Source organism: Mycobacterium sp. 852014-52450_SCH5900713 (assembly GCF_001667075.1).
Classification (GTDB): Bacteria; Actinomycetota; Actinomycetes; order Mycobacteriales; family Mycobacteriaceae; genus Mycobacterium.
Genome location: NZ_LZIL01000066.1, coordinates 14,623 through 40,055 on the forward strand (window position 1 = coordinate 14,623; position 25,433 = coordinate 40,055).

Below are 25,433 nucleotides of genomic sequence, written 5' to 3' on the forward strand. Positions count from 1 at the left end.
GAAGCACGTGGCGGGTCCTCACATCGAGACGCACAACGCGTGGGTGGAATTTCCCATTTTCGACGCGAAGTCGCGCTCCCTGAAGAAAGCCTTCCTGGGCAAGGCGGGCGGCACGATCGGCCGCAACAGCTCCAACGTGGTGGTCGTCGAGGCGTTGCGCGACATCACCATGTCGCTTGAGTTGGGCGATCGGGTCGGCCTGGTCGGTCACAACGGGGCCGGGAAATCCACTCTGCTGCGCCTGCTTTCGGGCATCTACGAACCCACCAGGGGCTGGGCGAAGGTCACCGGCCGGGTCGCACCGGTCTTCGATCTGGGCGTCGGCATGGACCCGGAGATCTCCGGTTACGAGAACATCATCATCCGCGGGCTGTTCCTCGGGCAGACCCGCAAGCAGATGCTGGCCAAGGTGGACGAGATCGCCGAGTTCACCGAGCTGGGTGACTACCTGTCGATGCCGCTGCGCACCTACTCCACCGGCATGCGGGTACGGCTCGCGATGGGCGTCGTCACCAGCATCGACCCGGAGATACTGCTGCTCGACGAGGGCATCGGCGCGGTGGACGCCGACTTCCTGAAGAAGGCGCAGTCGCGGCTGCAGGGCTTGGTGGAGCGGTCCGGAATCCTGGTGTTCGCCAGCCATTCCAACGAGTTCCTGGCCCGGTTGTGCAAGACCGCGATGTGGATCGACCACGGAGTCATCCGCCAGGCCGGCGACATCGAAGACGTGGTGCGCGCCTACGAGGGCGAGGACGCGGCCCGCCACGTGCGCGAAGTACTGGAGGAGACCCGGCCGCAGGGCCGTACCGACGAACCGCTGGCGCAGAGCGCATCCGGGGATGAGTGAATCCATCATCGCCGTGGTGGTCACGCACCGGCGCGCCGACGAACTCGCCAAGTCGCTGGACGCGCTCAGCGCGCAGACCCGGCCGCCAGATCAGCTGATCGTCGTCGACAACGACGGTGGCGCGGATGCCCGCATCCGCGAATTGGTTGCCGCCCAACCGATCTCGACGACCTACCTGCCCTCCCGCCGAAATCTCGGCGGTGCGGGTGGTTTCGCGCTCGGCATGCTGCACGCGCTGGCGCAGGGCGCCGACTGGGTATGGCTGGCCGACGACGACGGTCGCCCGCAAGACTCCCGGGTGCTGGCCACGCTCCTGGCCTGCGCCGAGAAGCATGGCCTGGCCGAAGTATCGCCGATGGTGTGCAACTCCGACGACCCGGAACGGCTGGCGTTCCCGTTGCGCCGTGGCCTGGTATGGCGCAGGCGCGCTGACGAATTGCGCACCGAAGCGGGACAAGACCTGTTGCCCGGGATCGCGTCGCTGTTCAACGGCGCGCTGTTCCGGGCGGCCACCCTGGATGCAGTCGGCGTCCCGGACATGCGGCTGTTCATCCGCGGCGACGAGGTGGAGTTGCACCGCAGGCTGGTTCGGTCCGGCCTGCCATTCGGCACCTGCCTGGACGCGATCTACTTGCATCCCTGCGGATCCGACGAGTTCCGCCCGATCCTGGGCGGCCGCATGCACACCCAGTACCCCGACAATCCGACGAAGCGGTTCTACACCTACCGCAACCGCGGCTACCTGCTGTCACAGCCGGGCCTGCGCAAGCTGCTGGTCCAGGAGTGGGTCCGGTTCGGCTGGTACTTCCTGATCACCCGCCGCGACCCCAAGGGGCTGGCCGAGTGGATTCGGTTGCGCCGCTTGGGGCGTCGGGAGCAGTTCGGCAAACCGGGAGGCTCCACTTGACATTCATCGACGCCGCCGCCCAGTCGCGGACCTTCACCCGCGCCCGGGGCGATCTGGTCGCGGGCTTCCGTCGGCACGAGTTGTGGCTGCACCTGGGCTGGCAGGACATCAAGCAGCGCTACCGCCGCTCGGTGCTGGGGCCGTTCTGGATCACCATCGCGACCGGCACCACCGCCGTCGCCATGGGTGGCCTGTACTCCAAGCTGTTTCACCTCGAGCTCTCCGTGCACCTGCCGTACGTCACGCTCGGGCTGATCATCTGGAACCTCATCAACGCGGCCATCCTCGAGGGTGCCGACGTCTTCGTCGCCAACGAGGGACTGATCAAGCAGCTACCGACGCCGCTGTCGGTGCACGTCTATCGGCTGGTGTGGCGGCAGATGATCTTGTTCGCGCACAACATCGTCATCTACGCCGTCATCGCGGTCATCTATCCCAAGGCGTGGTCGTGGGCGGATCTTTCGGTGATCCCGGCGCTGGGTCTGATCGTCCTCAATTGCATTTGGGTGTCACTGTGTTTCGGCATCCTGGCGACCCGCTACCGCGACATCGGCCCGCTGCTGTTCTCCGTCGTGCAGTTGCTGTTCTTCATGACGCCGATCATCTGGAACGACGACACGTTGCGGCAGCAGGGCGCGGGGCACTGGTCGAAGATCGTCGAGCTCAATCCGCTGCTGCACTACCTCGACATCGTTCGCGCGCCGCTGCTGGGCGCCCACCAGGAGCTGCGGCACTGGGCCGTGGTGGGGGTGCTGACGGTCGTCGGCTGGGTGCTGGCGGCGTTCGCGATGCGCCAGTACCGCGCCCGGGTGCCGTACTGGGTTTAGCCCTGCGACGATGCGCCGCGCACGCGGCGTGAGGAGCCGGGCAATCGATGTAGCTCACATCAGCGGGGGCAGCGGATTCAGCCAGTCCAACGAACCGTCGGTCTGCCCCTTGTATTGCGGGCAATAGGCGGACACGGAAGCGCCGACGAAGAACCCGGCTTGTCGCGCCGACAGGTTGGCCTCTTTCATCACCTTCATCGCCAGGACGCTCGATCGTTGGTTCTTGTCGAGTCCGGCGCACACGCTCCGCGCCATCGCGATCGCGGTGCCCGGGTCGTTCAGCACGATCCCGTTATCCGCAAGGGCCGCCAAGAAGGCGTCGTCGGGTGGGTCCGCCGACGCCGGGGCCGCGGAGAACAGCGCGGCAACAAACAGCAGAGCCGCCATCAGTGGCGCCCACTGCCTACGACCGACGCACATAGCTACCACGATAGGCACCGGCCACCATCGGGGACGGCTCCAAGAATTCTTTGAGGATTCCGCAAGGCGTGCCCCGGAGGCTGGGACCCATGCGCAACACCATCTTCGTCGACGGCGACCGCGTGGCCACGATGCACCGCGCCGACGCGCCACTGGGCCGCACGGCCAGGTTCCACCTGCGCAGGTTGTTCGACAACCTGCCCTGCTGCCATCGCTCATGGGCCAATCAAGGCAAACGCTTCTTCCTGCACGGCTACGAGCGGGCCTTCGACATCGAGTTCGCCTGCGCCGAAACCGAACCCGGCACCGACGCGGTGATCGGCGAGGGCACCCTCGACGAGGTCAGGACGGCACTGCGCGACCAGTTCGACCACACCACGCTGATCGCGGTCGACGACCCGCAGCGCGATCTGTTCGAGCTGCTGGCCGACCGCGGCGTCATCGATCTACGGATCATGGACGACACCGGGATGGCGGGCACGGCCGCCTGGACGTTCGAAACGGTCGAAGACATCGTCGGGCTGGCGACCGGCGGCCGGGTCTGGGTGTCCCGGATAAAGGCCCGGGAGAACCGTAACAACGTCGTCACCCTCACGGCGGGCCCCGTTTAGACGAAACACGACGCCCGCATTGCCGATGCGAGAGTATGCGTTCGTGAGCGACGCCGCGGCAATCGGCTGTGTTGGGACGTTGACCGTGGCAACCCGCGGGGACCGTGGCGCCGGCGAGGTGCTGGTCACCGTGCGGGGCGCCAAGGAGGCCTTCCTGGCGTGGTCCGACGACCCCCTGCCCAAGGGCGCCGAGGTGCTGGTGGTCGACGTCAGGGGAGCCCGGACGGTGGTCGTCGAACCCTGGCAGGGCCTCGCCTGATCCGAATTGACCGCGCGGATCGCCCGAGATACAACAGCGAAACCCGAAAAAGGAGACCCCATGCTCGGTTACAAGGTGCCCGCCCCCGACGAGGCGATGCTCGTCTCGGGCGGCCGAAGCAAGAGCAACGCCCCCTTCCGCGTCGTGACCGGCCACGGCGCGTTCATCATGCCGTTCTTCCGCAAGGCCCGCTTCCTCACGCTGGCGATGTGTGAGGCCGAGGTCTCCGAGAAATGCGTGACCCAACAGGGCATCACGCTCAATGTCCGGGCGGTGATCGCCTTCAAGGTCGGCAACGACGCCGAGAGCATCATCAGCGCCGGACAACGCTTCCTGTCCGAACAGGACCAGATGTCCGTGCTGACCGGGCGCATCTTCGCCGGTCACCTGCGCTCGATCATCGGCTCGATGACCGTCGAGCAGATCATCCGGGAACGCCAGAAACTGGCGACCGAGGTCCTCGACGGCTCCAAGGAGGAGATGGCCCGGATCGGGCTCACCGTCGACGCGCTGCAGATCCAGTCCATCGACGACGACGGGCTCGGCTACATCAACGCGATGTCGGCGCCGCACAACGCGGCCATCCAGCAGCAGGCCCAGATCGCACAGGCGCAGGCCAATCAGCTGGCCGCCGAAGCCGAGCAGGAGTCGCAGCGCAAGCAGGCGGAATTCGCCCGCGAGACCGCGATCGTCAAGGCGCAGTACAAGGCCGAGGTCGACAAGGCGCAGGCGGAGGCGGCCCAGGCGGGCCCGTTGGCCGAGGCCGAGGCCCAGCGCGAGGTGCTGCAGATGCGCACCGAGCTGGCCCAGCGCGCCGCCGAGCTGCGCCAGCAGGAGCTGGTCGCCGAGGTGGTCAAGCCCGCCGAGGCCGAGGCCGAACGCGTCCGGATCCTGGCCGTCGCCGACGCGGAGAAGATGAAGATCCAGGCGGAGGCGGCGGCGTCGCACAACCGGGTGGCGCTCGACAAGGCGCTCATCGACCAGCTGCCCGAGATCGTGGAGAAGGCGGCCCGGGGGCTCGCCAACGCCAACGTGACCGTGCTCAACGGCGCCGAAGGGCTGACCGAGGTGGCCAGCGGCCTGGTCGCGCAGGGCAGGGCGATCTTCGACGCCCTGCGCGGCACCGTCGACTACTACGACGACGAGGACGGCGCACCGCCGCTCGCCACTAACTCCGAATCCGGCTCGACCAGCCGCTGAGTGGGACCCGCCGCATACCCGATAATGGTGGCGGCCGCCTCGTCGTGGTGCGACACTGGAACGCCACTTGAGCAACTGGGCGAAAGGTCCACCGACGTGAGCAAAAAGGTCCAATCAGCAGCGGATGCGGCGCGGGCGAACCTGGCCGCCGAGCTGGAGCGGCTACGGCAGCGGCGGGACCGCCTGGAGGTCGAGGTCAGGAACGACCGCGGCATGGTGGGCGATCACGGCGACGCGGCCGAGGCGATTCAGCGCGCCGAGGAGCTGGTTGGGCTCAGCGATCGGATCAACGAGCTGGATCGGCGCATGCGGACCGGGCCGTCGCGGCCCGATGCATCGGAAACGCTGCCGGGGGGCACCGAGGTGACCCTGCGGTTCTCCGACGGTGAAGTGGTCACCATGCACGTGATCTCCATCGTCGAAGAGACGCCGGTCGGCCGGGAAGGTGAAACGTTGACGGCGCGCAGCCCGTTGGCCCAGGCCCTGGCCGGACACAAGGCGGGCGACACGGTGACCTACTCGACCCCGCAGGGCGAGGATCAGGTCGAGCTGATATCGGTCAAGCTGCCCCGTTAGCGCCTCTCCGCCGGGTCCCGGGATGCCGCGGCGTTCCCGTTAAACTCCCCCCAATGGTTGCCCCGCTGCCCGACGCCGCGCCGCCGAGCCCGCAGTTGAGTCTGACGACCCAGATGACGCGGTTCGTCGTCACCGGCGGCCTGGCGGGGATCGTGGACTTCGGCCTGTACCTGGCGCTGTACAAAGCCGTCGGCGTCCAGGTTGACCTGGCCAAGGCCAGCAGCTTCGTCGTCGGCACCATCACCGCCTATCTGATCAACCGCCGGTGGACGTTCCGGGCCGCCCCGAGCACCGCGCGGTTCGTCGCGGTCATGGTTCTGTACGGCATCACCTTCGCCGTGCAGGTCGGGCTCAACCATCTGTGCCTGGCGCTTTTGCACTACCGCGGGTGGGCGATACCCGTCGCGTTCGTGATCGCGCAGGGCACGGCGACGGTGATCAACTTCGTCGTGCAGCGGGCGGTAATCTTCCGCATTCGCTGAGCCGACGTTCGCAAGCGGTACCCTCTGTGACGATGTTGAGCACCGATGTTTTGACCACCGCCACCCGGCTGACCGGCTTTGGCCGCACCGCGCCGTCGGTGGCCGAGGTGCTTTCGACCCGGGACCCCGAGGTGGTCGCCAAGGCCGTCGCCCGGGTGGCCGAATCGGGCGGCCCCAACGGCCGCGGCGTCATCGCGCGCGGGCTGGGCCGGTCCTACGGCGACAACGCCCAAAACGGCGGCGGCCTGGTGATCGACATGACGGGCCTCAACCGGATCCACTCGATCAGCGCCGACACCCGGCTGGTCGACGTCGACGCGGGCGTCAGCCTGGACCAGCTGATGAAGGCGGCGCTCCCGTTCGGGCTGTGGGTTCCGGTGCTGCCGGGCACGCGCCAGGTCACCGTAGGCGGCGCGATCGCCTGCGACATCCACGGCAAGAACCATCACAGCGCGGGCAGCTTCGGCAACCACGTGCGCTCGATGGACCTGCTCATGGCCGACGGCAGCGTCCGCACCCTCACCCCCGACGGTGACGACGCCGAGCTGTTCTGGGTCACCGTGGGTGGCAACGGCCTGACCGGGATCGTCCTGCGCGCGACCATCGAGATGACGCCCACCGAGACGGCCTATTTCGTCGCCGACGGGGTGGCCACCAAGGACCTCGACGAAACGGTCGCCGTGCACCTCGACGGCAGCGAGGCCAACTACACCTACTCCAGTGCCTGGTTCGACCTGATCAGTCCGCCCCCCAAGCTCGGCCGCGCCGCCGTCAGCCGCGGCAGTCTGGCGAAGCTGGACCAACTGCCCAAGAAGCTTGCCAGGAATCCGCTGAAATTCGATGCGCCACAACTGTTGACGGTGCCGAACGTTTTTCCGGTCAGCGCGATGAACAAGCTGTCCTTCATGGCGATCGGCGAGGTGTACTACCGGCTGGGCGGCAACTACACCGGCAAGATCATGAACCTGTCGCAGTTCTACCACATGCTCGACCTGGTCAGTGGTTGGAACAACGCTTACGGCCCAATGGGTTTCGCGCAGCACCAGTTCCTCGTCCCGCCGGACGCGATGGACGAGTTCAAGGCCATCATCCGCTGGATCCAGACCCGCGGCCACTACTCGGCACTGAACGTGTTCAAACTGTTCGGGCCGGGCAACCGCGCACCGCTGAGTTTCCCGATGGCCGGCTGGAACGTCGCGATGGACTTCCCCAACAAGCCGGGAATCAACGAGTTCCTCAACGAACTCGACCGGCGCGTACTGGAATTCGGCGGCCGGGTGTACACGGCCAAGGATTCCCGCGCGAGCGCCGAGACCTTCCACGCCATGTACCCCCGCATCGACGAGTGGATCGCGGTGCGCCGCAAGGTGGATCCCGCCGGGGTGTTCGCCTCGGACATGGCCCGACGTTTGGAGCTGTTGTAAATGGTGCGCCAATGGTTTTAGATGCCGTGGGAAATCCGCAGACCATCCTGCTGCTCGGCGGGACCTCCGAGATCGGGCTGGCAATCTGTAAGCGCTACCTGCAGAACGCGCATGCCCGCATCGTGCTGGCCGCCATGCCCGATGACCCGGGCCGTGATGCCGCCGTCGCCCAGATGAAGGCGGCGGGTGCGCGGTCGGTGGAGCTGATCGACTTCGAAGCCACCGACGCCGACAGTCATCCGAAGACGATCGAGGCGGCCTTCGCCCACGGTGATGTCGACGTGGCGATCGTCGCCTTCGGGATCCTCGGCGACGCCGAGGAGTTGTGGCAGGACCAGCGCAAGGCCGTCTTGGCCGCCGAAATCAATTACACCGCCGCCGTTTCGGTGGGTGTACTGCTCGGCGAGAAGATGCGCGCCCAGGGCTTCGGCCAGATCATCGCGATGAGCTCGGCCGCCGGGGAGCGGGTGCGGCGATCCAACTTCGTCTACGGCTCCACCAAGGCGGGGCTGGACGGCTTCTATCTGGGGCTCGGAGAAGCGTTGCGCGAGTATGGCGTTCGCGTCCTGGTCATCCGCCCGGGTCAGGTTCGTACCCGGATGAGCGCGCACGTCAAGGAAGCGCCGCTGACCGTGGACAAGGAGTACGTCGCCAACCTCGCCGTGACCGCCGCCGCAAAAGGTAAGGAATTGGTTTGGGCGCCAGCAGCATTCCGGTACGTGATGATGGTGTTGCGACACATCCCGCGCAGCGTCTTCCGCAAGCTGCCAATCTGATCATGCGCAACGCGCTGGCCAGTCTCGGCCAGATGGCGGTCGCGGTGGCGGTGGCCGTCGTGGTCGCGGTGGTCTCGCTGGTCGCCATCGCCCGCGTGCAGTGGCCGGCCTTCCCGTCGTCCAACCAGCTGCACGCGCTGACCACCGTGGGGCAGGTCGGCTGCCTGGCCGGTCTGGTCGCCGTGGGCTGGGCATGGGGGCGCTCCGGCCGGTTCCGGTGGCTCGCGCAGCTGGGCGGGCTGGTGTTCGTGTCCGCGTTCACCGTCGTGACGCTGGGCATGCCGCTGGGCGCGACCAAGCTGTACCTGTTCGGCATCTCCGTCGACCAGCAGTTCCGCACCGAGTACCTGACCCGGCTCGCCGACAGCCCCGCCCTGCGCGACATGACCTACATCGGGCTGCCGCCGTTCTACCCACCCGGCTGGTTCTGGATCGGCGGGCGCGCCGCGGCGCTGAGCGGAGCACCGGCCTGGGAGGTCTACAAGCCGTGGGCCGTCACCTCGATCACGATCGCGGTGGCCATCGCCCTGGTGCTGTGGTGGCGGATGGTCCGCTTCGAGTACGCGCTGATCGTCACCACCGCGACGGCGGCCGCGACGCTCGCCTACGGCTCGCCCGAGCCCTACGCGGCCATGATCACAGTGCTGCTGCCGCCGGTGCTGGTGCTGACCTGGTCGGGTCTGCGCGGCGGCGAACGCAACGGCGGGTGGGCCGCCGTGGTTGGTGCGGGCCTATTCCTCGGCTGGACGGCGACCTGGTACTCGCTGCTGCTGGCCTTCAGCGCATTCACGGTGTTGCTCATGGCGCTATTGCTGGCCGGTGCGCGCTGGCGGCGCGGCGGCTTCGGGGCCGCGCTCGACCCGGTGCGCCGGCTGGCCCTCATCGCGGTCATCGCCGCGGCGATCGCGAGCACCACCTGGCTGCCGTTCCTGTTGCGGGCGCTCCGCAGCCCGGTCAGCAACTCCGGCAGCGCCTTTCACTACCTACCGGCCGACGGCGCCGTGCTGACCTTCCCCATGCTGCAGTTCTCTCTGCTGGGCGCGGTCTGCCTGCTGGGCGCCCTGTGGTTGGTGGTGCGGGCGGGTTCCTCCGTGCGGGCGGGGGCCATCGGCATCGGGGTGCTGGCGGTCTACTTGTGGTCGCTGCTTTCGATGCTGACGACGCTGGCGCGCACCACGCTGCTGTCCTTCCGGCTGCAGCCGACGTTGACCGTGTTGTTGGTGGCCGCCGGGGCCTTCGGCTTCGTCGAGGCCGTCGGGGCGCTGTCCGCGCGCGGGCGGGCCGTCCTGCCCGTCGCCGGCGCCGTCGGCCTGGCCGCCGCGATCGCATTCAGCCAGGACATTCCCGACGTGCTGCGCCCGGATCTCACCATCGCCTACACCGACACCGACGGCAACGGCCAGCGCGGTGACCGCCGGCCGCCGAGTTCGGAGAAGTTCTACCCCGACATCGACCACGCCATCACGACCGCGACCGGCAGGCCCCGCGACCAGACCGTTGTGATGACCGCCGACTACAGCTTCCTGTCCTTCTATCCCTACTGGGGATTCCAGGGGTTGACGTCGCACTACGCCAACCCGCTCGCGCAATTCGACCTGCGGGGCGCCCAGATCAACAAGTGGTCCAAGCTCAAGTCGGCCGACGACCTCATCCACGCGCTCGACACCTGTCCATGGCCACCACCCACGGTGTTTCTCATGCGCCGCGGCGCGAACGGCAACTACACGCTGCGGCTCGCTGAGGACGTGTATCCCAACCAGCCCAACGTCCGTCGCTACACCGTCGACCTGCGGGCCGCCCTCTTCGACAGCCCACAGTTCGTCGTGCACAGCGCCGGCCCGTTCGTGGTGGCCATCCGCAAGCCCCCGACAAGCCGCTCATGAGCACCGACACCTCGCCGCCCGGCGTCGAAGAACTAGCATCTACCACCGTGACCGACACGGGAGCGAACCACCGGATCACTCGGTTGGTTGCCACCGTCGCCGGGCTGCTCGGGGCCCTGCTGGCCATCGCCACCCCGCTGCTGCCGGTCAACCAGACCACCGCACAGCTCAACTGGCCCCAGAACGGCAACTTCGAGAGCGTCGACGCGCCGCTGATCGGGTACGTCGCCACCGACCTCAACATCACCGTGCCGTGCCAGGCCGCCGCCGGGCTGGCCGGCCCGGCGAACACGGCGAAGACGGTGCTGTTGTCGACGGTGCCCAAGCAGGCCCCCAAGGCCGTCGATCGCGGGCTGCTCATCCAACGCGCCAACGACTACCTGGTGGTGGTGGTGCGCAACGTCGCGGTGGTGACCGCCCCGCTGAACCAGGTGCTGAGCCCGGCCTGCCAGCGGTTGACCTTCACCGCGCACGCCGATCGCGTCACCGCCGAGTTCGTCGGGCTGACCCAGGGACCCAACGCCGAGCATCCCGGCTCGCCGCTGCGCGGGGAGAAGAGCGGCTATGACTTCCGGCCGCAAATCGTCGGCGTCTTCACCGATCTGGCGGGGCCGGCGCCGCCGGGCCTGAGCTTCTCGGCGACCGTCGACACCCGTTACAGCAGCAGCCCCACCCAACTGAAGATGGCGGCGATGATCCTCGGGGTGGTCCTGACCGCCGCCGCCCTGGTCGCGCTGCACCTGCTCGACACCGCGGACGGCAGCCGGCATCGCCGCTTCCTGCCGTCCCGCTGGTGGTCGATCGGCGGCCTGGACGCGCTGGTGATCGCCGTGCTGGTGTGGTGGCAGTTCGTCGGGGCCAACACGTCCGACGATGGCTACATCCTGACCATGGCCCGGGTTTCCGAGCACGCCGGCTACATGGCCAACTACTACCGCTGGTTCGGCACGCCGGAGGCACCCTTCGGCTGGTACTACGACCTGCTGGCGTTGTGGGCCCACGTCAGCACCGCCAGCATCTGGATGCGGTTGCCCACCCTGGCCATGGCGCTGACGTGCTGGTGGGTGATCAGCCGGGAAGTCATGCCGCGCCTGGGTCACGCCGTGAAGCTGAACCGCGGCGCGGCGTGGACGGCGGCCGGCATGTTCCTGGCCGTGTGGCTGCCGCTCAACAACGGCCTGCGGCCCGAGCCGATCATCGCGTTGGGCATCCTGCTGACCTGGTGCTCGGTGGAACGCGCGGTGGCCACCAGCCGGTTGCTGCCGGTGGCGGTCGCCTGCATCATCGGTGCGCTGACGCTGTTTTCCGGACCGACGGGCATCGCCTCGATCGGTGCGCTGCTCGTCGCGATCGGGCCGCTGCGGACCATCCTGCATCGGCGGTCCAAGCGGTTCGGCGCGCTGCCGCTGGTGGCGCCTCTGTTCGCCGCGGTCACCGTCACCGCCATCCTCATCTTCCGCGACCAGACCCTGGCGGGCGAGGTTCAGGCCAGCATGCTCAAGCGCGCCGTCGGCCCCAGCCTGAGTTGGTTCGACGAACACATCCGCTACGAGCGCTTGTTCATGGCCAGCCCCGACGGGTCGGTCGCCCGCCGCTTCGCCGTGCTGGCGCTGGTCCTGGCGCTCGGGATCACGGTCGCAATGTCGTTGCGCAAGGGCCGGATTCCGGGCACGGCCGCCGGGCCGAGCCGCCGCATCGTCGGGATCACCATCATCTCGTTCATCGCGATGATGTTCACTCCCACCAAGTGGACCCACCACTTCGGGGTGTTCGCCGGGCTGGCCGGGCCGCTGGGCGCGCTGGCCGCGATCGCCGTGACGTCCGTGGCGATGCGATCCCGGCGCAACCGCACCATGTTCGCCGCCGTCGTGCTGTTCCTGGTGGCCTTGTCGTTCGCCAGCGTCAACGGCTGGTGGTATGTGTCTAATTTCGGTGTGCCATGGTCGAATTCGTTCCCGGCGTGGCACTATGCCTTCGCCACCGCGCTGCTCGGGCTGACCGTCGTGGTGTTGCTGCTGGCGGCCTGGTTCCACTTCGTTTCGCTGAACGACGGGCCGCCCAAGACCCGGTACGGGTCACGCGTGGCCGGAATCGTCCAGTCCCCGTTGGCAATTGCGACGTGGCTGCTGGTGGTGTTCGAGGTGGCATCGCTGACCCTGGCGATGACCGACCAGTACCCCGCATGGACGGTGGGTCGCTCCAACCTCGAGGCGCTGACCGGCAAATCGTGCGGGCTGGCCGAGGACGTGCTGGTGGAACAGGACCCCAACGCCGGCACCCTGTCGCCGGTGAGCGCCACCGCGGGTGACGCCCTCGGTGCGGGCCTCTCGGAAGCCTTCACGCCCAACGGAATTCCCGCCGACGTCCGCGCCGACCCCGTGATGGAGCGTCCAGGTGACCGCAGCTTCATCAACGACGACAAGCTGGTCACCGGCGCCGAGGCCGGCACCGAGGGCGGTACCACTCCGGCGCCGGGAATCAACGGTTCGGTTGCCCAGCTGCCCTACAACCTCGATCCGTCGCGCACCCCCGTCCTGGGCAGCTGGCGGCCCGGCATCCAGGTGCCCGCCCACCTGCGATCGGGCTGGTACCGACTGCCCGATCGCGACCAGGCGCGGCCGCTGTTGGTGGTCAGCGCGGCCGGCCGCTTCGACCCCCGCGAGGTCCAGGTCCAGTGGGCCACCGATGACGAAGCGGCGCACGGGCATCCCGGTGGGTCGTTCCAGCTCGCGGATGTGGGGGCCTCACCGGCCTGGCGCAACTTGCGCTTGCCGTTGTCGGCCATCCCCAGCGGCGCCACCCAGATCCGGTTGGTCGCCGACGACGAGGACCTGGCGCCGCAGCACTGGATCGCACTCACACCGCCCCGGATTCCGCAGCTGCGCACGCTGCAGGACGTGGTTGGGTCGCGGGACCCGGTGTTTCTGGACTGGTTGGTCGGGCTGGCGTTTCCCTGCCAGCGGCCGTTCGGCCACCAGAACGGCGTCGACGAGGCGCCGAAATGGCGCATCCTGCCGGACCGTTTCGGCGCCGAGGCCAACTCGCCGGTGATGGACAACAACGGCGGCGGACCGCTGGGCGTCACCGAGCTGCTGGCAAAGGCGACCACCATGGCCACCTATCTGAAGGACGACTGGTCGCGCGACTGGGGCTCGCTGCAACGGCTGACGCCGTATTACCCCGATGCGCAGCCCGCCCGCCTGCAGCTCGGTACGGCAACGCGCAGCGGCCTGTGGAATCCCGCGCCCCTGCGCAAGACTTAGCCGTCACAACCCGGGCAGGCAGTTGATGAACGGGATGCACGGAGGCGAGGGCGGCCGCGGTGGTGGAAAACCTTCGATGATGGTCGAATTGGTCACCGGGCTGTTCTGATCGAAATACCAAGGGTGGCAGACGTTTCTGTCCCAGTTCGGCATGTTCTTGAGCTCTGGTGAGCCCGGGCACCATTGATAGGTGCAGCTGTTGGTGGGGCTCGGCCCGCGGCTTGGGTCCTGGCACACCATCGGGGCGGGCTGCGCATGGCCGGTTCCCACGACCAGGCCCGAACCGACGACGGCGAAGCCGCCCGAAAGCAATGCACCAGCGAGCATCCGCTTGGCGTTGTGACCGATGTTCATGCCGCCAGTGCAGGCGGTCGGGGCCGCTACCGATCCCAAGGTCGCGGCCGATCGCAGGGTTGGCGCCCACCATTGGTAAGTGTAAGCTTACGGTTCGTGGCGGCTTACCAAACCGACGGAGATGTCTGGGACGCCCTGGCGGACCGGACGCGGCGGGCCATCTTGGAGCGGCTTGCGCACGGGCCGGCCGCGGTCGGCGAACTGGCGCGGCATCTGCCCGTCAGCAGACCGGCCGTCTCCCAACACCTCAAGGTGCTCAAATGCGCGGGGCTGGTGCGCGACCGCGCCGCAGGCACCCGGCGCGTATATCAACTCGACCCGACGGGCCTCGAGGCATTGCGCGCCGACCTCGACCGGTTCTGGGCGCAGGCTCTGGCCGGCTACGCCCGAAAGATCGACGAGAGTAAAGGAGAAGACCTGTGACGCAACGGATCCCGAACGTTATGCACCACGTTTTGGTCAACGCCCCGATCGAGCGGGCATTCGCCGTCTTCACCGAGCAGTTCGGTGACTTCAAACCCCGGGAGCACAACCTGCTCTCGGTCCCGATCGCCGAAACGGTCTTCGAGCCCCGGGTGGGCGGGCACATCTACGACCGCGGCGTCGACGGCAGCGTTTGCCGCTGGGCGCGGATCTTGGCCTACGAGCCGCCCCGCCGCCTCGTGTTCACCTGGGATATCGGCCCCACGTGGCAACTGGAACCCGACCAGTCGAAAACCAGTGAAGTCGAGGTGCGCTTCACCGCCGAGTCCGACGACCGCACCCGGGTCGATCTCGAACATCGCCACCTGGACCGCCACGGACCCGGATGGGAATCCGTCGCCGAGGGCGTCGACGGTGACGCGGGCTGGCCGCTGTACCTGGACCGCTATGCGCGCCTGCTCGCCGGGGCCCGGCAATGACGGCCACCCTGATGAGCATGGCCCACGACGAGCGGGCCGACCTGGCGGATTTCCTGGCCACCCTGACGCCGCAGCAGTGGGACGCCCCCAGCCTGTGCTCGAAGTGGACCGTGAAAGAGGTTGTCGCGCATGTGGTCAGCTACGAAGAGCTGGGTCCGCTGGCGCTACTGAAGCGCTTCGCCAAGGGCTGGGTCGTCCGGGCCAACCAGGTGGGTGTCGACGAGTTCGCCGGCCTGAGCGCGCGACAGCTGCTCGACTTTCTGCGTGCTCATCTCCAACCACGCGGGCTGACAGCGGGTTTCGGCGGAATGATCGCGCTCGTCGACGGCACCATCCATCACCAAGACATCCGCCGCGCGCTGGGCCGGCCGCGCAGCGTGCCGGCCGATCGGCTCGAGCGGGTCCTCGGGCTGGTGCCGGGCAACCCCAGGCTCGGTGCCGGCCGCCGGATCAGGGGCCTGCGATTGCGCGCCACCGACGTCGACTGGGAACACGGCCGCGGGCCGGAAGTCACCGGCCCCGGTGAGGCGCTGCTGATGGCGATGTCCGGCCGCCCCGCGGCGCTCGCCGACCTCGCCGGCCCGGGCCTGGACACACTGGCCGCCCGGCTCCCCGGCTGAGGCCGCGCGGCCCCGCGCGGCCCCGCGTCCTCAGCGGACAAAGGAGCTTCGCTTACGATCGAGCCTCGTGCCCCACGACGATGATCAGCGTTCGCAGCGGATCCCTCGCTTGGTGGCAGTCGTCGCGGGCCTCGTGGGTCTGCTGTTGTGCGTTCTGGTTCCGTTGCTCCCGGTGAAACAGACCACCGCGACGGTGCTGTGGCCGCAGGGCACCGCGGACGGGCACGTCACCCAGATCACCGCGCCCCTGGTGTCCGGGGCGCCGCGCGCGCTGGACATCTCCATCCCGTGCGCGGCGATCGCCACCCTGCCCGCCGGCGGCGGCCTGGTGGTCTCCACCCTGCCCGCCGGCGGGATGGACGCCGGCAAGAACGGGCTGTTCGTGCGGGCGGACAAGGACCTGGTGGTCGTGGCCTTCCGCGACACCGTCGCCGCGGCCGCGCCGCGCGGGGCGGTCGCCGGCGGGGCCTGCAGCGTGCTGCACGCCTGGGCCGACGCGGGCGCGGCGGGTGCGGAGTTCGTCGGCATGCCCGGCGCCTCCGGGATACTGCCCTCGGAAAAGAAGCCCGAGGTCGGCGGCATCTTCACGGACCTGAAGGTGCCCGCCCAGCCCGGGCTGTCGGCCCGCGTCGACATCGACACCCGGTTCATCACGGCCCCAACCGCCCTCAAACAGCTCGCCATGGGCGTGGGCGCGCTGGCCGTCCTGACGGCCGTCATCGCGCTGGCCGCGCTCGACCGCCGCAGTCGGGGCGGCGGCACGCTGGTCAATTGGCAGTCCCCGATCGCCTGGCTTTCCCGGTACCGTCCCCGTGCGCGCTGGAATTCGTGGCGGCGCGTCGGCATCGCCACCTGGATCGCCGACGCCGGCGTGATCGCGACGCTGCTGGTCTGGCACGTCATCGGCGCCACCTCGTCCGATGACGGCTACAACCTGACCATCGCCCGGGTCGCCCCGAAGGGCGGCTACATCGCCGACTACTACCGCTACTTCGGCACGACGGACGCACCGTTCGACTGGTACCTGGGGGTGCTGTCCAGGCTGGCGTCGGTGAGCACCGCCGGCGTGTGGATGCGGCTGCCGGCCACGCTGGCCGGCATCGCCTGCTGGCTGGTGATCAGCCACTTGATCCTGCGCAGGCTGGGGCCCGGCAGGGGCGGCCTGGCGGCCAACCGGGTGGCCGTCTTCACCGCGGGCGCGGTGTTCCTGGCCGCCTGGCTGCCGTTCAACAACGGTCTGCGGCCCGAGCCGCTGATCGCGCTCGGGGTGCTGGTCACCTGGATCCTGGTCGAACGCGCGATCGCGCTGCAGCGCCTGGCCCCGGCCGCCGTCGCCATCTTCGTCGCAATGCTCACCGCGACGCTGGCGCCGCAGGGCCTGATCGCCGTCGCGGCGCTGCTGACCGGCTCGCGGGCCGTCGCCCAGACGATCCGGCGGCGCCGGGCGACCGACGGGCTGCTCGCTCCGCTGGCGGTGCTGGGGGCGTCGCTGTCGCTGATCACCGTCGTGGTGTTCCGCAGTCAGACGCTGGCGACCGTCGCCGAGTCGGCGCGGATCAAATACAAGGTCGGGCCGACGATCGCGTGGTACCAGGACTGGCTTCGCTACTACTTCCTGACGGTGGAGTCCAACCCCGACGGGTCGATGGCGAGGCGATTCGCGGTCCTGGTGCTATTGCTGTGCCTGTTCGGGATGCTGGTCATCCTGCTGCGCCGGGGCGGGGTGCCCGGGGTGGCCAGCGGTCCGGCCTGGCGGTTGATCGGCACCACGGCGGTCGGCCTGTTGCTGTTGACGTTCACCCCGACGAAGTGGGCGGTCCAGTTCGGCGCCTTCGCCGGACTGGCCGGGGCGCTGGGCGCGGTCACCGCGTTCGCCTTGGCGCGGATCGGACTGCACAACCGCCGCAACCTGACGCTGTACGTCACGGCCCTGCTGTTCGTGCTGGCGGTCGCGACCTCCGGCGTCAACGGCTGGTTCTACGTGGGCAACTACGGGGTGCCGTGGTACGACATCCAGCCGGTCGTCGCCAGCCACCCCGTGACGTCGATGTTCTTGACGCTGTCCATCCTCACCGGCCTGCTGGCCGCCTGGCAGCACTTCCGCATGGACTACGCCGGGCACACCGAGGTCAAGGACAGCCGGCGCAACCGGGTGCTGGCGTCGACCCCGCTGCTGGTGGTCGCGACCATCATGGTGGTCGGCGAAGTCGCCTCGTTGACCAAGGGCGCGGTGTTCCGCTACCCGCTCTACACCACCGGCAAGGCCAATCTGGCCGCCATCAGTTCGGGGCTGTCGCCCGCCAGCTGCGCGATGGCCGACGACGTGCTGACCGAGCCCGACCCCAACGCCGGCATGCTCGAGCCGGCGCCCGGGCAGACCTTCGGCCCGGACGGCCCGCTCGGCGGCGCCAATCCGGTCGGCTTCAAACCCGATGGCGTCGGCGACGACCTGAGGTCTTATCCGGTGGTCACCAAGCCGGGAGTGGTGAATTCCGACGCGTCACCGAACAAGCCGAACGCCGCGATGAGTGACTCCGCGGGGACCGCCGGCGGGAAAGGCCCCGCCGGTGTCAACGGCTCGCACGCGGCGCTGCCGTTCGGCCTCGACCCGGCCCGCACCCCGGTGATGGGCAGCTACGGCGAGAACTCGCTGGCCGCCACCGCTACCTCGGCCTGGTACCAGCTGCCGCCGCGCACCGGCGACCGTCCGATCGTCGTGGTTTCGGCGTCCGGCGCCATCTGGTCGTACAAGGAGGACGGCACCTTCACCTATGGGCAGTCGCTGAAGTTGCAGTGGGGCGTGGCCCGCCCCGACGGCAGCACCCAGCCGCTCGCGGAGGTGCAGCCGATCGACATCGGGCCCGAGCCGGCGTGGCGCAATCTGCGATTCCCGCTGACCTGGGCGCCGCCCGAGGCGAACGTGGCGCGGATCGTCGCCTACGACCCGAACCTGAGTTCGGACCAGTGGTTCGCGTTCACGCCGCCGCGGGTTCCGGTGCTGCGGACCCTGCAGCAATTGATGGGATCGCAGACGCCGGTGCTGATGGACATCGCGACCGCCGCGAACTTCCCATGCCAGCGGCCGTTCGCCGAACACCTTGGCGTTGCCGAACTTCCGCAGTACCGCATCCTGCCCGACCACAAACAAACGGCGTCGTCGTCGAACGGGTGGCAGTCCGGTGAGGCCGGCGGGCCGTTCCTGTTCCTGCAGACGATGCTGCGCACCTCGACGGTCGCGACGTATCTGCGTGGCGACTGGTATCGGGACTGGGGATCCGTGGAGCAGTACTTCCGGTTGGTGCCGGCTGATCAGGCGCCGGACGCCGTAATCGAACAGGGTGTGATGACAGTGCACGGCTGGAGCCGGCAGGGACCGATTCGGGCGCTCCCATGACCGTCACGACCGTCAAGAACGTGAGGGTGACGCGGTGGGTCGCGACGATCGCCGGGCTGATCGGCTTCATCCTGTCGGTGGCCACCCCGCTGCTGCCCGTCGTGCAGACCACCGCGACGCTGAATTGGCCGCAGAACGGCCAGTTGAACAGCGTTACCGCGCCGCTGATTTCGCTGACCCCCGTCGACGTGCACGTCACCGTGCCGTGCTCGGTGGCGCGCGACCTGCCACCGGAGGGCGGCGTCGTGCTCAGCACCGCGCCCAAGAAGGGCAAGGACGCCGCGCTCAACGCGTTGTTCGTGGTCGTCAACGGCAAGCGCGTGGACGTCACCGACCGCAACGTGGTGATCGCCAGCGCGGCGCGTGACCAGGTGGCATCCCCCCAATGTCAGCGCATCGAGATCACCTCTACGAAGGCGGGCGCCTACGCCACGTTTGTCGGACTGAACGATCCGGCGGGCAGACCGCTCGGCGGCGGTTTCCCCGATCCGAACCTGCGGCCGCAAATCGTGGGGGTGTTCACCGACCTGACCGGCCCCGCCCCGCCGGATTTGCAGCTGTCGGCCACCATCGACACCCGGTTCTCCACCACCCCAACGACTTTGAAACTTGTCGCGATGGTGCTGGCGATCGTGTCCACCATCGTCTCGCTGGTCGCGCTGTGGCGGCTCGACCAGTTGGACGGTCACCGGATGCGCCGGCTGATCCCGGCGAACTGGCGCACGTTCACCCTGGCCGACGTCACCGTGATCTCCGGATTCGTGCTGTGGCACGTGATCGGGGCGAACTCGTCGGACGACGGCTACATCCTGGGCATGGCCCGGGTCGCCGACCGCGCCGGCTACATGTCGAACTACTTCCGTTGGTTCGGTAGCCCCGAGGACCCCTTCGGCTGGTACTACAACCTGCTGGCGCTGATGACCCATGTCAGCGACGCCAGCCTGTGGATGCGGTTGCCGGACTTGATCGCAGGGATCGTGTGCTGGCTGCTGCTCTCGCGCGAGGTGCTGCCCCGGCTGGGGCCCGCGGTCGCCCGCAGCAAGGCGGCGAACTGGGCGGCGGGCATGGTCCTGTTGACCGCCTGGATGCCGTTCGACAACGGCCTGCGGCCCGAACCCATCATCGCCGTCGGATCGCTGATCACCTATGTGCTGATCGAGCGCTCGATGCGCTACAGCCGGCTGACGCCCGCGGCGCTGGCGGTCATCACCGCGGCCTTCACGCTCGGCGTCCAGCCCACCGGACTGATCGCGGTGGCCGCGCTGATCGCGGGTGGCCGTCCGATCCTGCGCATTCTGGTCCGCCGCCATCGCCTGGTCGGCACCTGGCCGCTGGTGGCACCCATGCTGGCCGCCGGAACGGTCATCCTGACCGTGGTGTTCGCCGACCAGACGCTGTCAACGGTGTTGGAAGCCACCAGGATTCGCACCGACATCGGGCCCAGCCAGGCCTGGTACACCGAGAACCTGCGCTACTACTACCTGATTCTGCCCACCGTCGACGGATCGCTTTCGCGCCGCTTCGGCTTCCTGATCACCGCGCTGTGCCTGTTCACGGCCGTGTTCATCATGTTGCGGCGCAAGCGAGTTCCCGGTGTGGCCCGTGGACCGGCGTGGCGACTGATGGGCGTCATCTTCGGCACCATGTTCTTCCTGATGTTCACGCCCACCAAGTGGGTGCACCACTTCGGGCTGTTCGCGGCGGTGGGGGCCGCGATGGCCGCGCTGACGACGGTGCTGGTGTCACATGAGGTGCTGCGCTGGTCGCGCAACCGGATGGCGTTTTTGGCGGCGGTGCTTTTCATCTTGGCGCTGTGCTTCGCCACCACCAACGGCTGGTGGTACGTCTCCAGCTATGGCGTGCCGTTTAACAGCAGCATGCCGAAAATCGGTGGAATCACGATCAGCACAATCTTTTTCGCATTATTCGCGATCGCCGCCCTGTGGGCGATGTACCTGCACTTCGCGTCCAGGAGCCGCGGCGAGGGACGGTTGGCGCGGCTGGTGACGGCGGCGCCCATCCCCGTCGCAGCGGGATTCATGGCGGTGGTGTTCATCGCGTCGATGACGGCCGGCATCGTGCGCCAGTACCCCACCTACTCCAACGCCTGGGACAACCTGCGGGAATTCAGCGGCGGTTGCGGGCTGGCCGACGACGTGCTCGTCGAGCCGGACAGCAACGCCGGCTTCATGGCGGCCCTGCCCGACAATTACGGCCCGCTGGGCCCGCTGGGGGGTGTCAACCCGACCGGGTTCACCCCCAACGGGGTACCGGATCGCACGCTCGCGGAGTCGGTCAAGGAGACGTCGGTGCCGCAGCCCGGAACCGACTACGACTGGGATGCGCCGACCAAGCTGAGCACGCCGGGTGTCAACGGGTCGACGGTGCCGCTGCCGTACGGCCTCAACCCCGATCAGGTGCCGCTGGCGGGCAGCTACACCAGCGGCGCGCAACAACAGAGCAAGCTGACCTCGGCGTGGTACCAACTGCCGAAGGCCGACGCCGGACACCCGTTGGTGGTGGTGACCGCCGCCGGCACGATCGCCGGCAACAGCATCCTGCACCACCACACCAACGGGCAGACCGTGGAATTGGAATTCGGCAAGCCCGGCCCCGGCGGCGCCGTGCTTCCGGCCGGGCGCCTGGTGCCTTATGACCTGTACGGCGAGCAACCCAAGGTATGGCGGAATCTGCGCTTCGCGCGCTCCCAGATGCCGACCGACGCCGTCGCGGTGCGGGTGGTCGCCGAGGACCTGTCCCTCACGCCGGACGACTGGATCGCCCTGACCCCGCCGCGCGTTCCGGAGCTGCGCTCGTTGCAGGAGTACGTCGGCTCGACGCAGCCGGTGCTGATGGACTGGGCGGTCGGACTGGCCTTCCCTTGCCAGCAGCCGATGCTGCACGTCAACGGCGTCACCGAGATCCCCAAGTTCCGGATCACTCCGGACTACAACGCCAAAAAGCAGGACACGGACACCTGGCAGGACGGGGTCAACGGCGGTCTGCTTGGGATCACCGATCTGCTCCTGCGCGCCCATGTGATGTCGACCTACCTGTCCCACGACTGGGGCCGCGACTGGGGATCGCTGCGCAAGTTCGACACCATCGCCGATGCGCAACCCGCGCGGCTCGACCTCGGCACCGCGACCCGCAGCGGGTGGTGGTCCCCCGGGCCGATCCGCATTAAGCCTTAGCTGCTTTATAAATGCATCGCCTTTAATTAGTCAGCCGCCAAATAGCTGCCTAAATTAACGGTCGAGTAATTGTCCGCATTGGGTTTAATTCCGCCGATTTCGGGTTAATACTCAGTCCGCTGTGATCCACTTCACACGGACCCAATAGGTGGCCCCCCATGCACGCGCTGACACGACTCGGAACATGTGCGGCGGTGATCACCGTGGTGATCACCCCGGCGGCGGCGCTCGAAAACACCAAGGCGGCCGCCGAGGGCGGCACCACGGTAGCCCTGGACAACTACTATCGGCGCTGCGATTTCAGCCGCGTCGGCGTAGCCCCCAAAGTGCCCCGGCCCGGGCTGGGCACCGGTTCGGCCCAGATCCATACCTCCGGGTCAAAAGCGGTCGCCGAGGTGCACCTGTACGACGAGCCCGAGCCGGGCACCCACTTCGACGTCGGGCTCATCCAGATGCCGCGGCCGTCGTCGAGTCCCTGCGGGCCGGGTGATCCGGGCACCGCCTTCTCCGGCATGGACATCGACCCGGCGGGCAACGGAACGGCGACCGTCCAAGACACCATTCGGCCCGGCACCACTGGCGTGTGGGTGATTATCGAGCGGTCCAACCCGAACTCGCAGAATCCGGCGGAGTTTTACACGTCCGAGTTCGTGGCACCGGTATAAGCCCCCCTCCCTGCCAGGGAGTGCCATAAGTCCCTATCTCGACGCCGCGGTCAAGTGCTCCGATAAAGGAGATCGCCGAATGACCGGCGCCGCATGAGAGGTACGGCAATGAACGTTCCACAACAGTCGCAGACGACACGCTTCTTCTCCCGCGTGCTCGGTCCCTTCCTCGTGATTGTCGATGTGACGGCGGTGGCGCGCGCGTCCGACATGCAATCGCTGCTGTCGCAGTTCGAGGCGAACTCGATGTGGACCTTCGTCACCGGCGCCTTCATCTTGTTGCTCGGCCTGACCATTGTCGCCGCTCACCAGAACTGGCGCGGCGCCGCGGCGGCCATCGTTTCCCTGCTCGGCTGGCTGATCGTGTTGCGGGGCCTGCTGCTGGTGGCCTTCCCCAAGTTCTTCGCCTCGCTGGCCAACGACATGATCGGCGCGCAAGCCTGGTGGATAGCGGCGTGCGTCGTCTTCGCCGTTGTCGGTGTGTACCTGACCTACGTCGGCTGGGCACCGGCACCGACGCGGCCGACGTCGCAGGGCGCCGCGGCCAGCCCGGATCTGCCGCGAGCCGCGTGAGCGACACCGGGTCTACGCCGAACCGGCCGACGCAGCGCGAAGGTTCGGAGGAACTCACCGGCGACATCGGCACCGCGGTGCCGCCCGAGTTCGACGCGCCGGCAACCGCCGCCGCCGCGGCGCTCGAGGACACACCGACGCTGAGCCCGGGCTCGGCGCTGCTCGTCGTCACGCGCGGGCCCAACGCCGGCGCACGGTTCACCTTGACCCAACCCGTCATGGCGGCGGGCCGGCATCCCGAAAGCGACATCTACCTCGACGACATCACCGTCAGCCGTCGGCACGCCGAAATACGTAGCGAGGGTGGCCAATTCCGCGTCGTCGACGTGGGCAGCATGAACCGCACCTATCTGAACCGGGAGCCCGTCGACTCGGCGGTGCTGGCCAACGGTGATGAAATCCAGATCGGCAGGGTACGTCTGGTTTTCCTCACGGGCGCGTAGCGTCACTCCCATGAGCGACTACGCCGTCGAGGCGGTGGACAGGCTGCCCTTCTCCACGGAGGAGAAATCGCAGCGCTACCAAACCGAAAACTACCGCGGGGCCGTCGGTCTCAACTGGTATCGCACCGATCCCACCCTGCAGTTCACCATGGCGTACTACCTGCAGCCGGATGAACTGGCGGTCCTAGAGCCGCATCTGGTGCGCATGGGCGAGCTGATGGGCGGTCCGGTCGCGCGATGGGCGGAGGAGACCGACCGCAACCCACCCCGGCTGGAGCGTTACGACCGCTGGGGACACGACGTCAGCCAGGTCGTCATGCCGGTCTCCTTCACCCAGTCCAAGCGCGCGGTCCTGGATGCCCAGCAGGCCCTGCGCGACGACGCGCGCGCCGCCAAGGTGAGCTCGGGCCTGGGCCTGTTCGCGTCCAACTATCTGCTCAACCAGGCCGATATCGGGATGGGCTGCGCGCTGGGCACCGGCGGCGGCATGGTCCAGTCGCTGGTGGCCGGGTACGCGCCGGCCGACGTGCGAGAGCACGTGCTGGCCAAGTTCGCCTCGGGCGAGTGGGCGGGCGAGACGGCGCAACTGCTGACCGAACGCACCGGCGGCTCGGACCTGGGTGCGCTCGAGACGACGGCGACCCGCGCTGGGGACGCGTGGATTCTCAACGGCTTCAAGTGGTTTGCGTCCAACTGCGGCGGCGAGGCGTTCGTTGTGATGGCCAAGCCGGAGGGCGCACCCGACTCGTCGCGGGGCATCGCCAACTTCCTGGTGCTGCGCACCCGCCGCGACGGGTCGCGCAACGGGGTGCGGGTGCGCCGTCTCAAGGACAAGCTCGGCACCCGATCGGTGGCCTCCGGCGAGGTGGAATTCGTTGACGCCGAGGCGTTTCTGCTGTCCGAGAAGGCGAGCGGCTCAGCAGGGCAAGCGGGACCGTCGGACGGCAAGGGGCTGGGCCGCATGATGGAGCTGACCAACGCCGCGCGCCTCGGCATCGCCCTGTTCGGGCTCGGCAACGCGCGCCGCGCCCTGGTCGAGTCGCTGTGTTACGCCCGGCGGCGGCAGGCGTTCGGCGGCGCGCTCATCGACAAGCCGCTGATGCGGCGCAAGCTCGCCGAGCTGGTCGTCGACGTCGAAGCCGCGCAGGCGATGGTTTTCGACGGCACCGGTGCCACCAACCATCGCCAGCCCCGCAGCATGCGGCAGCGCATCGCCGTGCCGGTCACCAAGCTCAAGGTCTGCCGGCTCGGGATCACCGCCGCGTCCGATGCGATCGAAATCCACGGCGGCAACGGCTATATCGAGACCTGGCCGGTGGCCCGGCTGCTGCGCGACGCGCAGGTGAACACCATCTGGGAGGGGCCCGACAACATCCTCTGCCTGGATGTGCGGCGCGGCATCGAGCAGACCCGCGCCCATGAGCCGTTGTTGGCGCGGCTGCGTGACGCGGTGTCGGTTTCCGATGACGACGACACCACCAGGCTGGTCGCGGGGCGCATCGAGGACTTGGATGCGGCGATTACGGCATGGTCCAAACTGGACCGCGACGTCGCCGAGGCGCGGCTGTTCCCGCTGGCCCAATTCATGGGTGACGTGTACGCCGCGGCGCTGCTCACCGAGCAGGCCGCCTGGGAGCGTGCCATCCGCGGCGGGGAGCGCAAGGCGCTGGTCGCCCGGCTCTACGCGCAGCGGTATCTCGCCGACCGCGGCGCGCTGCGCGGCATCGACGCCGACTGCGACGAGGCGTTGGAGCGGTTCGACGAACTGATCGACGGCGCGCTGACGGTCGACCCCTGACAGTGATTCGTCGGG

The 25,433-nt window shown here is 68.4% G+C and carries 23 protein-coding genes; 21 read left to right on the forward strand and 2 right to left on the reverse strand.

Annotation, left to right across the window (positions count from 1 at the left end):
- Positions 1–7 precede the first annotated feature (7 nt).
- Genes A5773_RS19940 through A5773_RS19950 form a run of 3 tightly spaced genes read left to right on the forward strand, consistent with a single transcriptional unit; the run spans position 8 to position 2,581 of the window.
- Positions 8–847 carry an ABC transporter ATP-binding protein gene (locus A5773_RS19940; protein WP_066953397.1) on the forward strand — a complete coding sequence of 280 codons (840 nt, stop codon included), beginning with the start codon at positions 8–10 and terminating at the stop codon, positions 845–847.
- Positions 840–1,754: a glycosyltransferase gene (locus A5773_RS19945; protein WP_066953399.1), complete on the forward strand. Its 915-nt coding sequence runs from the start codon at positions 840–842 to the stop codon at positions 1,752–1,754. The genes A5773_RS19940 and A5773_RS19945 overlap by 8 nt, the downstream gene beginning before the upstream one ends.
- Complete coding sequence (locus tag A5773_RS19950) at positions 1,751–2,581, forward strand: ABC transporter permease (protein WP_066953401.1); 831 nt, start codon at positions 1,751–1,753, stop codon at positions 2,579–2,581. The genes A5773_RS19945 and A5773_RS19950 overlap by 4 nt, the downstream gene beginning before the upstream one ends.
- A gap of 54 nt (positions 2,582–2,635) precedes the next feature.
- On the opposite strand, the gene A5773_RS19955 is transcribed toward A5773_RS19950, so the two are convergent.
- Positions 2,636–2,968: a DUF732 domain-containing protein gene (locus tag A5773_RS19955; protein ID WP_231989180.1), complete on the reverse strand. Its 333-nt coding sequence runs from the start codon at positions 2,966–2,968 to the stop codon at positions 2,636–2,638.
- Positions 2,969–3,090: 122 nt separating this feature from the next.
- Between A5773_RS19955 and A5773_RS19960 the strand changes: the two genes are divergently transcribed.
- From A5773_RS19960 to A5773_RS20000, 9 genes are all read left to right on the forward strand, one after another.
- Positions 3,091–3,612 (forward strand): 6-carboxytetrahydropterin synthase, encoded by a 522-nt coding sequence (locus tag A5773_RS19960; RefSeq protein ID WP_066953405.1) that lies wholly within the window; start codon positions 3,091–3,093, stop codon positions 3,610–3,612.
- Positions 3,613–3,655: 43 nt separating this feature from the next.
- Positions 3,656–3,871 (forward strand): hypothetical protein, encoded by a 216-nt coding sequence (locus A5773_RS19965; protein WP_082948317.1) that lies wholly within the window; start codon positions 3,656–3,658, stop codon positions 3,869–3,871.
- Positions 3,872–3,931: 60 nt separating this feature from the next.
- Positions 3,932–5,071 carry a flotillin family protein gene (locus A5773_RS19970; RefSeq protein ID WP_066953409.1) on the forward strand — a complete coding sequence of 380 codons (1,140 nt, stop codon included), beginning with the start codon at positions 3,932–3,934 and terminating at the stop codon, positions 5,069–5,071.
- A 96-nt stretch (positions 5,072–5,167) separates the two neighbouring features.
- Positions 5,168–5,647, forward strand: a complete 480-nt coding sequence (locus A5773_RS19975) for a GreA/GreB family elongation factor (protein WP_066953603.1) — start codon at positions 5,168–5,170, stop codon at positions 5,645–5,647.
- Between the two features lie 113 nt (positions 5,648–5,760).
- Positions 5,761–6,129, forward strand: coding sequence for a GtrA family protein (locus A5773_RS19980; protein ID WP_156659544.1), 369 nt, complete (start codon positions 5,761–5,763; stop codon positions 6,127–6,129).
- A 32-nt stretch (positions 6,130–6,161) separates the two neighbouring features.
- Positions 6,162–7,553 carry an FAD-binding oxidoreductase gene (locus tag A5773_RS19985; RefSeq protein WP_067263129.1) on the forward strand — a complete coding sequence of 464 codons (1,392 nt, stop codon included), beginning with the start codon at positions 6,162–6,164 and terminating at the stop codon, positions 7,551–7,553.
- A gap of 11 nt (positions 7,554–7,564) precedes the next feature.
- Positions 7,565–8,329 carry a decaprenylphospho-beta-D-erythro-pentofuranosid-2-ulose 2-reductase gene (locus tag A5773_RS19990; RefSeq protein WP_066953413.1) on the forward strand — a complete coding sequence of 255 codons (765 nt, stop codon included), beginning with the start codon at positions 7,565–7,567 and terminating at the stop codon, positions 8,327–8,329.
- Positions 8,330–8,331: 2 nt separating this feature from the next.
- Positions 8,332–10,212: a galactan 5-O-arabinofuranosyltransferase gene (locus A5773_RS19995; RefSeq protein ID WP_066953415.1), complete on the forward strand. Its 1,881-nt coding sequence runs from the start codon at positions 8,332–8,334 to the stop codon at positions 10,210–10,212.
- Positions 10,209–13,475: an arabinosyltransferase domain-containing protein gene (locus A5773_RS20000; RefSeq protein ID WP_067263089.1), complete on the forward strand. Its 3,267-nt coding sequence runs from the start codon at positions 10,209–10,211 to the stop codon at positions 13,473–13,475. Before A5773_RS19995 ends, A5773_RS20000 begins: the two co-directional genes overlap by 4 nt.
- Positions 13,476–13,478: 3 nt before the next feature.
- Here A5773_RS20000 and A5773_RS20005 read toward each other — a convergent pair whose 3' ends face one another.
- Complete coding sequence (locus tag A5773_RS20005; protein ID WP_067263086.1) at positions 13,479–13,829, reverse strand: hypothetical protein; 351 nt, start codon at positions 13,827–13,829, stop codon at positions 13,479–13,481.
- 96 nt (positions 13,830–13,925) lie between these two features.
- Here A5773_RS20005 and A5773_RS20010 point away from each other — a divergent pair, with 96 nt between their 5' ends.
- The 9 genes from A5773_RS20010 (at position 13,926) to A5773_RS20050 (ending at position 25,418) form a co-directional block, all read left to right on the forward strand.
- Positions 13,926–14,252: a helix-turn-helix transcriptional regulator gene (locus tag A5773_RS20010; protein ID WP_066953419.1), complete on the forward strand. Its 327-nt coding sequence runs from the start codon at positions 13,926–13,928 to the stop codon at positions 14,250–14,252.
- Between the two features lie 20 nt (positions 14,253–14,272).
- Entirely contained in the window at positions 14,273–14,731 is a 459-nt protein-coding gene (locus tag A5773_RS20015; RefSeq protein ID WP_066953607.1) for an SRPBCC family protein, read from the forward strand.
- Positions 14,728–15,351: a maleylpyruvate isomerase family mycothiol-dependent enzyme gene (locus A5773_RS20020; protein WP_067263083.1), complete on the forward strand. Its 624-nt coding sequence runs from the start codon at positions 14,728–14,730 to the stop codon at positions 15,349–15,351. The genes A5773_RS20015 and A5773_RS20020 overlap by 4 nt, the downstream gene beginning before the upstream one ends.
- Before the next feature lie 67 nt (positions 15,352–15,418).
- The gene (locus A5773_RS20025) at positions 15,419–18,745 is read left to right on the forward strand and encodes an arabinosyltransferase domain-containing protein (RefSeq protein ID WP_067792266.1); all 3,327 of its coding nucleotides are present in this window, start codon (positions 15,419–15,421) and stop codon (positions 18,743–18,745) included.
- Positions 18,742–21,939, forward strand: a complete 3,198-nt coding sequence (locus A5773_RS20030) for an arabinosyltransferase domain-containing protein (protein WP_067792269.1) — start codon at positions 18,742–18,744, stop codon at positions 21,937–21,939. The genes A5773_RS20025 and A5773_RS20030 overlap by 4 nt, the downstream gene beginning before the upstream one ends.
- 158 nt (positions 21,940–22,097) lie before the next feature.
- Positions 22,098–22,604 carry a hypothetical protein gene (locus A5773_RS20035; RefSeq protein ID WP_066953429.1) on the forward strand — a complete coding sequence of 169 codons (507 nt, stop codon included), beginning with the start codon at positions 22,098–22,100 and terminating at the stop codon, positions 22,602–22,604.
- A 108-nt stretch (positions 22,605–22,712) separates the two neighbouring features.
- Complete coding sequence (locus tag A5773_RS20040; RefSeq protein WP_066953431.1) at positions 22,713–23,177, forward strand: hypothetical protein; 465 nt, start codon at positions 22,713–22,715, stop codon at positions 23,175–23,177.
- Entirely contained in the window at positions 23,174–23,620 is a 447-nt protein-coding gene (locus A5773_RS20045; protein WP_066953433.1) for an FHA domain-containing protein, read from the forward strand. Before A5773_RS20040 ends, A5773_RS20045 begins: the two co-directional genes overlap by 4 nt.
- 10 nt (positions 23,621–23,630) lie before the next feature.
- Positions 23,631–25,418 carry an acyl-CoA dehydrogenase family protein gene (locus tag A5773_RS20050; RefSeq protein ID WP_067792272.1) on the forward strand — a complete coding sequence of 596 codons (1,788 nt, stop codon included), beginning with the start codon at positions 23,631–23,633 and terminating at the stop codon, positions 25,416–25,418.
- Positions 25,419–25,433 lie beyond the last annotated feature (15 nt).

Bases quoted from the DNA above. Each gene is read 5' to 3' on its own strand.
- A5773_RS20000 (WP_067263089.1), top strand. From the start codon at position 10,209: ATGAGCACCGACACCTCGCCGCCCGGCGTCGAAGAACTAGCATCTACC.
- A5773_RS20030 (WP_067792269.1), top strand. From the start codon at position 18,742: ATGACCGTCACGACCGTCAAGAACGTGAGGGTGACGCGGTGGGTCGCG.
- A5773_RS19945 (WP_066953399.1), top strand. From the start codon at position 840: ATGAGTGAATCCATCATCGCCGTGGTGGTCACGCACCGGCGCGCCGAC.
- A5773_RS20040 (WP_066953431.1), top strand. From the start codon at position 22,713: ATGAACGTTCCACAACAGTCGCAGACGACACGCTTCTTCTCCCGCGTG.
- A5773_RS19985 (WP_067263129.1), top strand. From the start codon at position 6,162: ATGTTGAGCACCGATGTTTTGACCACCGCCACCCGGCTGACCGGCTTT.
- A5773_RS19990 (WP_066953413.1), top strand. From the start codon at position 7,565: ATGGTTTTAGATGCCGTGGGAAATCCGCAGACCATCCTGCTGCTCGGC.
- A5773_RS20020 (WP_067263083.1), top strand. From the start codon at position 14,728: ATGACGGCCACCCTGATGAGCATGGCCCACGACGAGCGGGCCGACCTG.
- A5773_RS20035 (WP_066953429.1), top strand. From the start codon at position 22,098: ATGCACGCGCTGACACGACTCGGAACATGTGCGGCGGTGATCACCGTG.
- A5773_RS20015 (WP_066953607.1), top strand. From the start codon at position 14,273: ATGCACCACGTTTTGGTCAACGCCCCGATCGAGCGGGCATTCGCCGTC.
- A5773_RS20050 (WP_067792272.1), top strand. From the start codon at position 23,631: ATGAGCGACTACGCCGTCGAGGCGGTGGACAGGCTGCCCTTCTCCACG.
- A5773_RS20005 (WP_067263086.1), bottom strand. From the start codon at position 13,829: ATGAACATCGGTCACAACGCCAAGCGGATGCTCGCTGGTGCATTGCTT.
- A5773_RS19955 (WP_231989180.1), bottom strand. From the start codon at position 2,968: ATGGCGGCTCTGCTGTTTGTTGCCGCGCTGTTCTCCGCGGCCCCGGCG.
- A5773_RS19970 (WP_066953409.1), top strand. From the start codon at position 3,932: ATGCTCGGTTACAAGGTGCCCGCCCCCGACGAGGCGATGCTCGTCTCG.
- A5773_RS19995 (WP_066953415.1), top strand. From the start codon at position 8,332: ATGCGCAACGCGCTGGCCAGTCTCGGCCAGATGGCGGTCGCGGTGGCG.
- A5773_RS19960 (WP_066953405.1), top strand. From the start codon at position 3,091: ATGCGCAACACCATCTTCGTCGACGGCGACCGCGTGGCCACGATGCAC.
- A5773_RS19980 (WP_156659544.1), top strand. From the start codon at position 5,761: ATGACGCGGTTCGTCGTCACCGGCGGCCTGGCGGGGATCGTGGACTTC.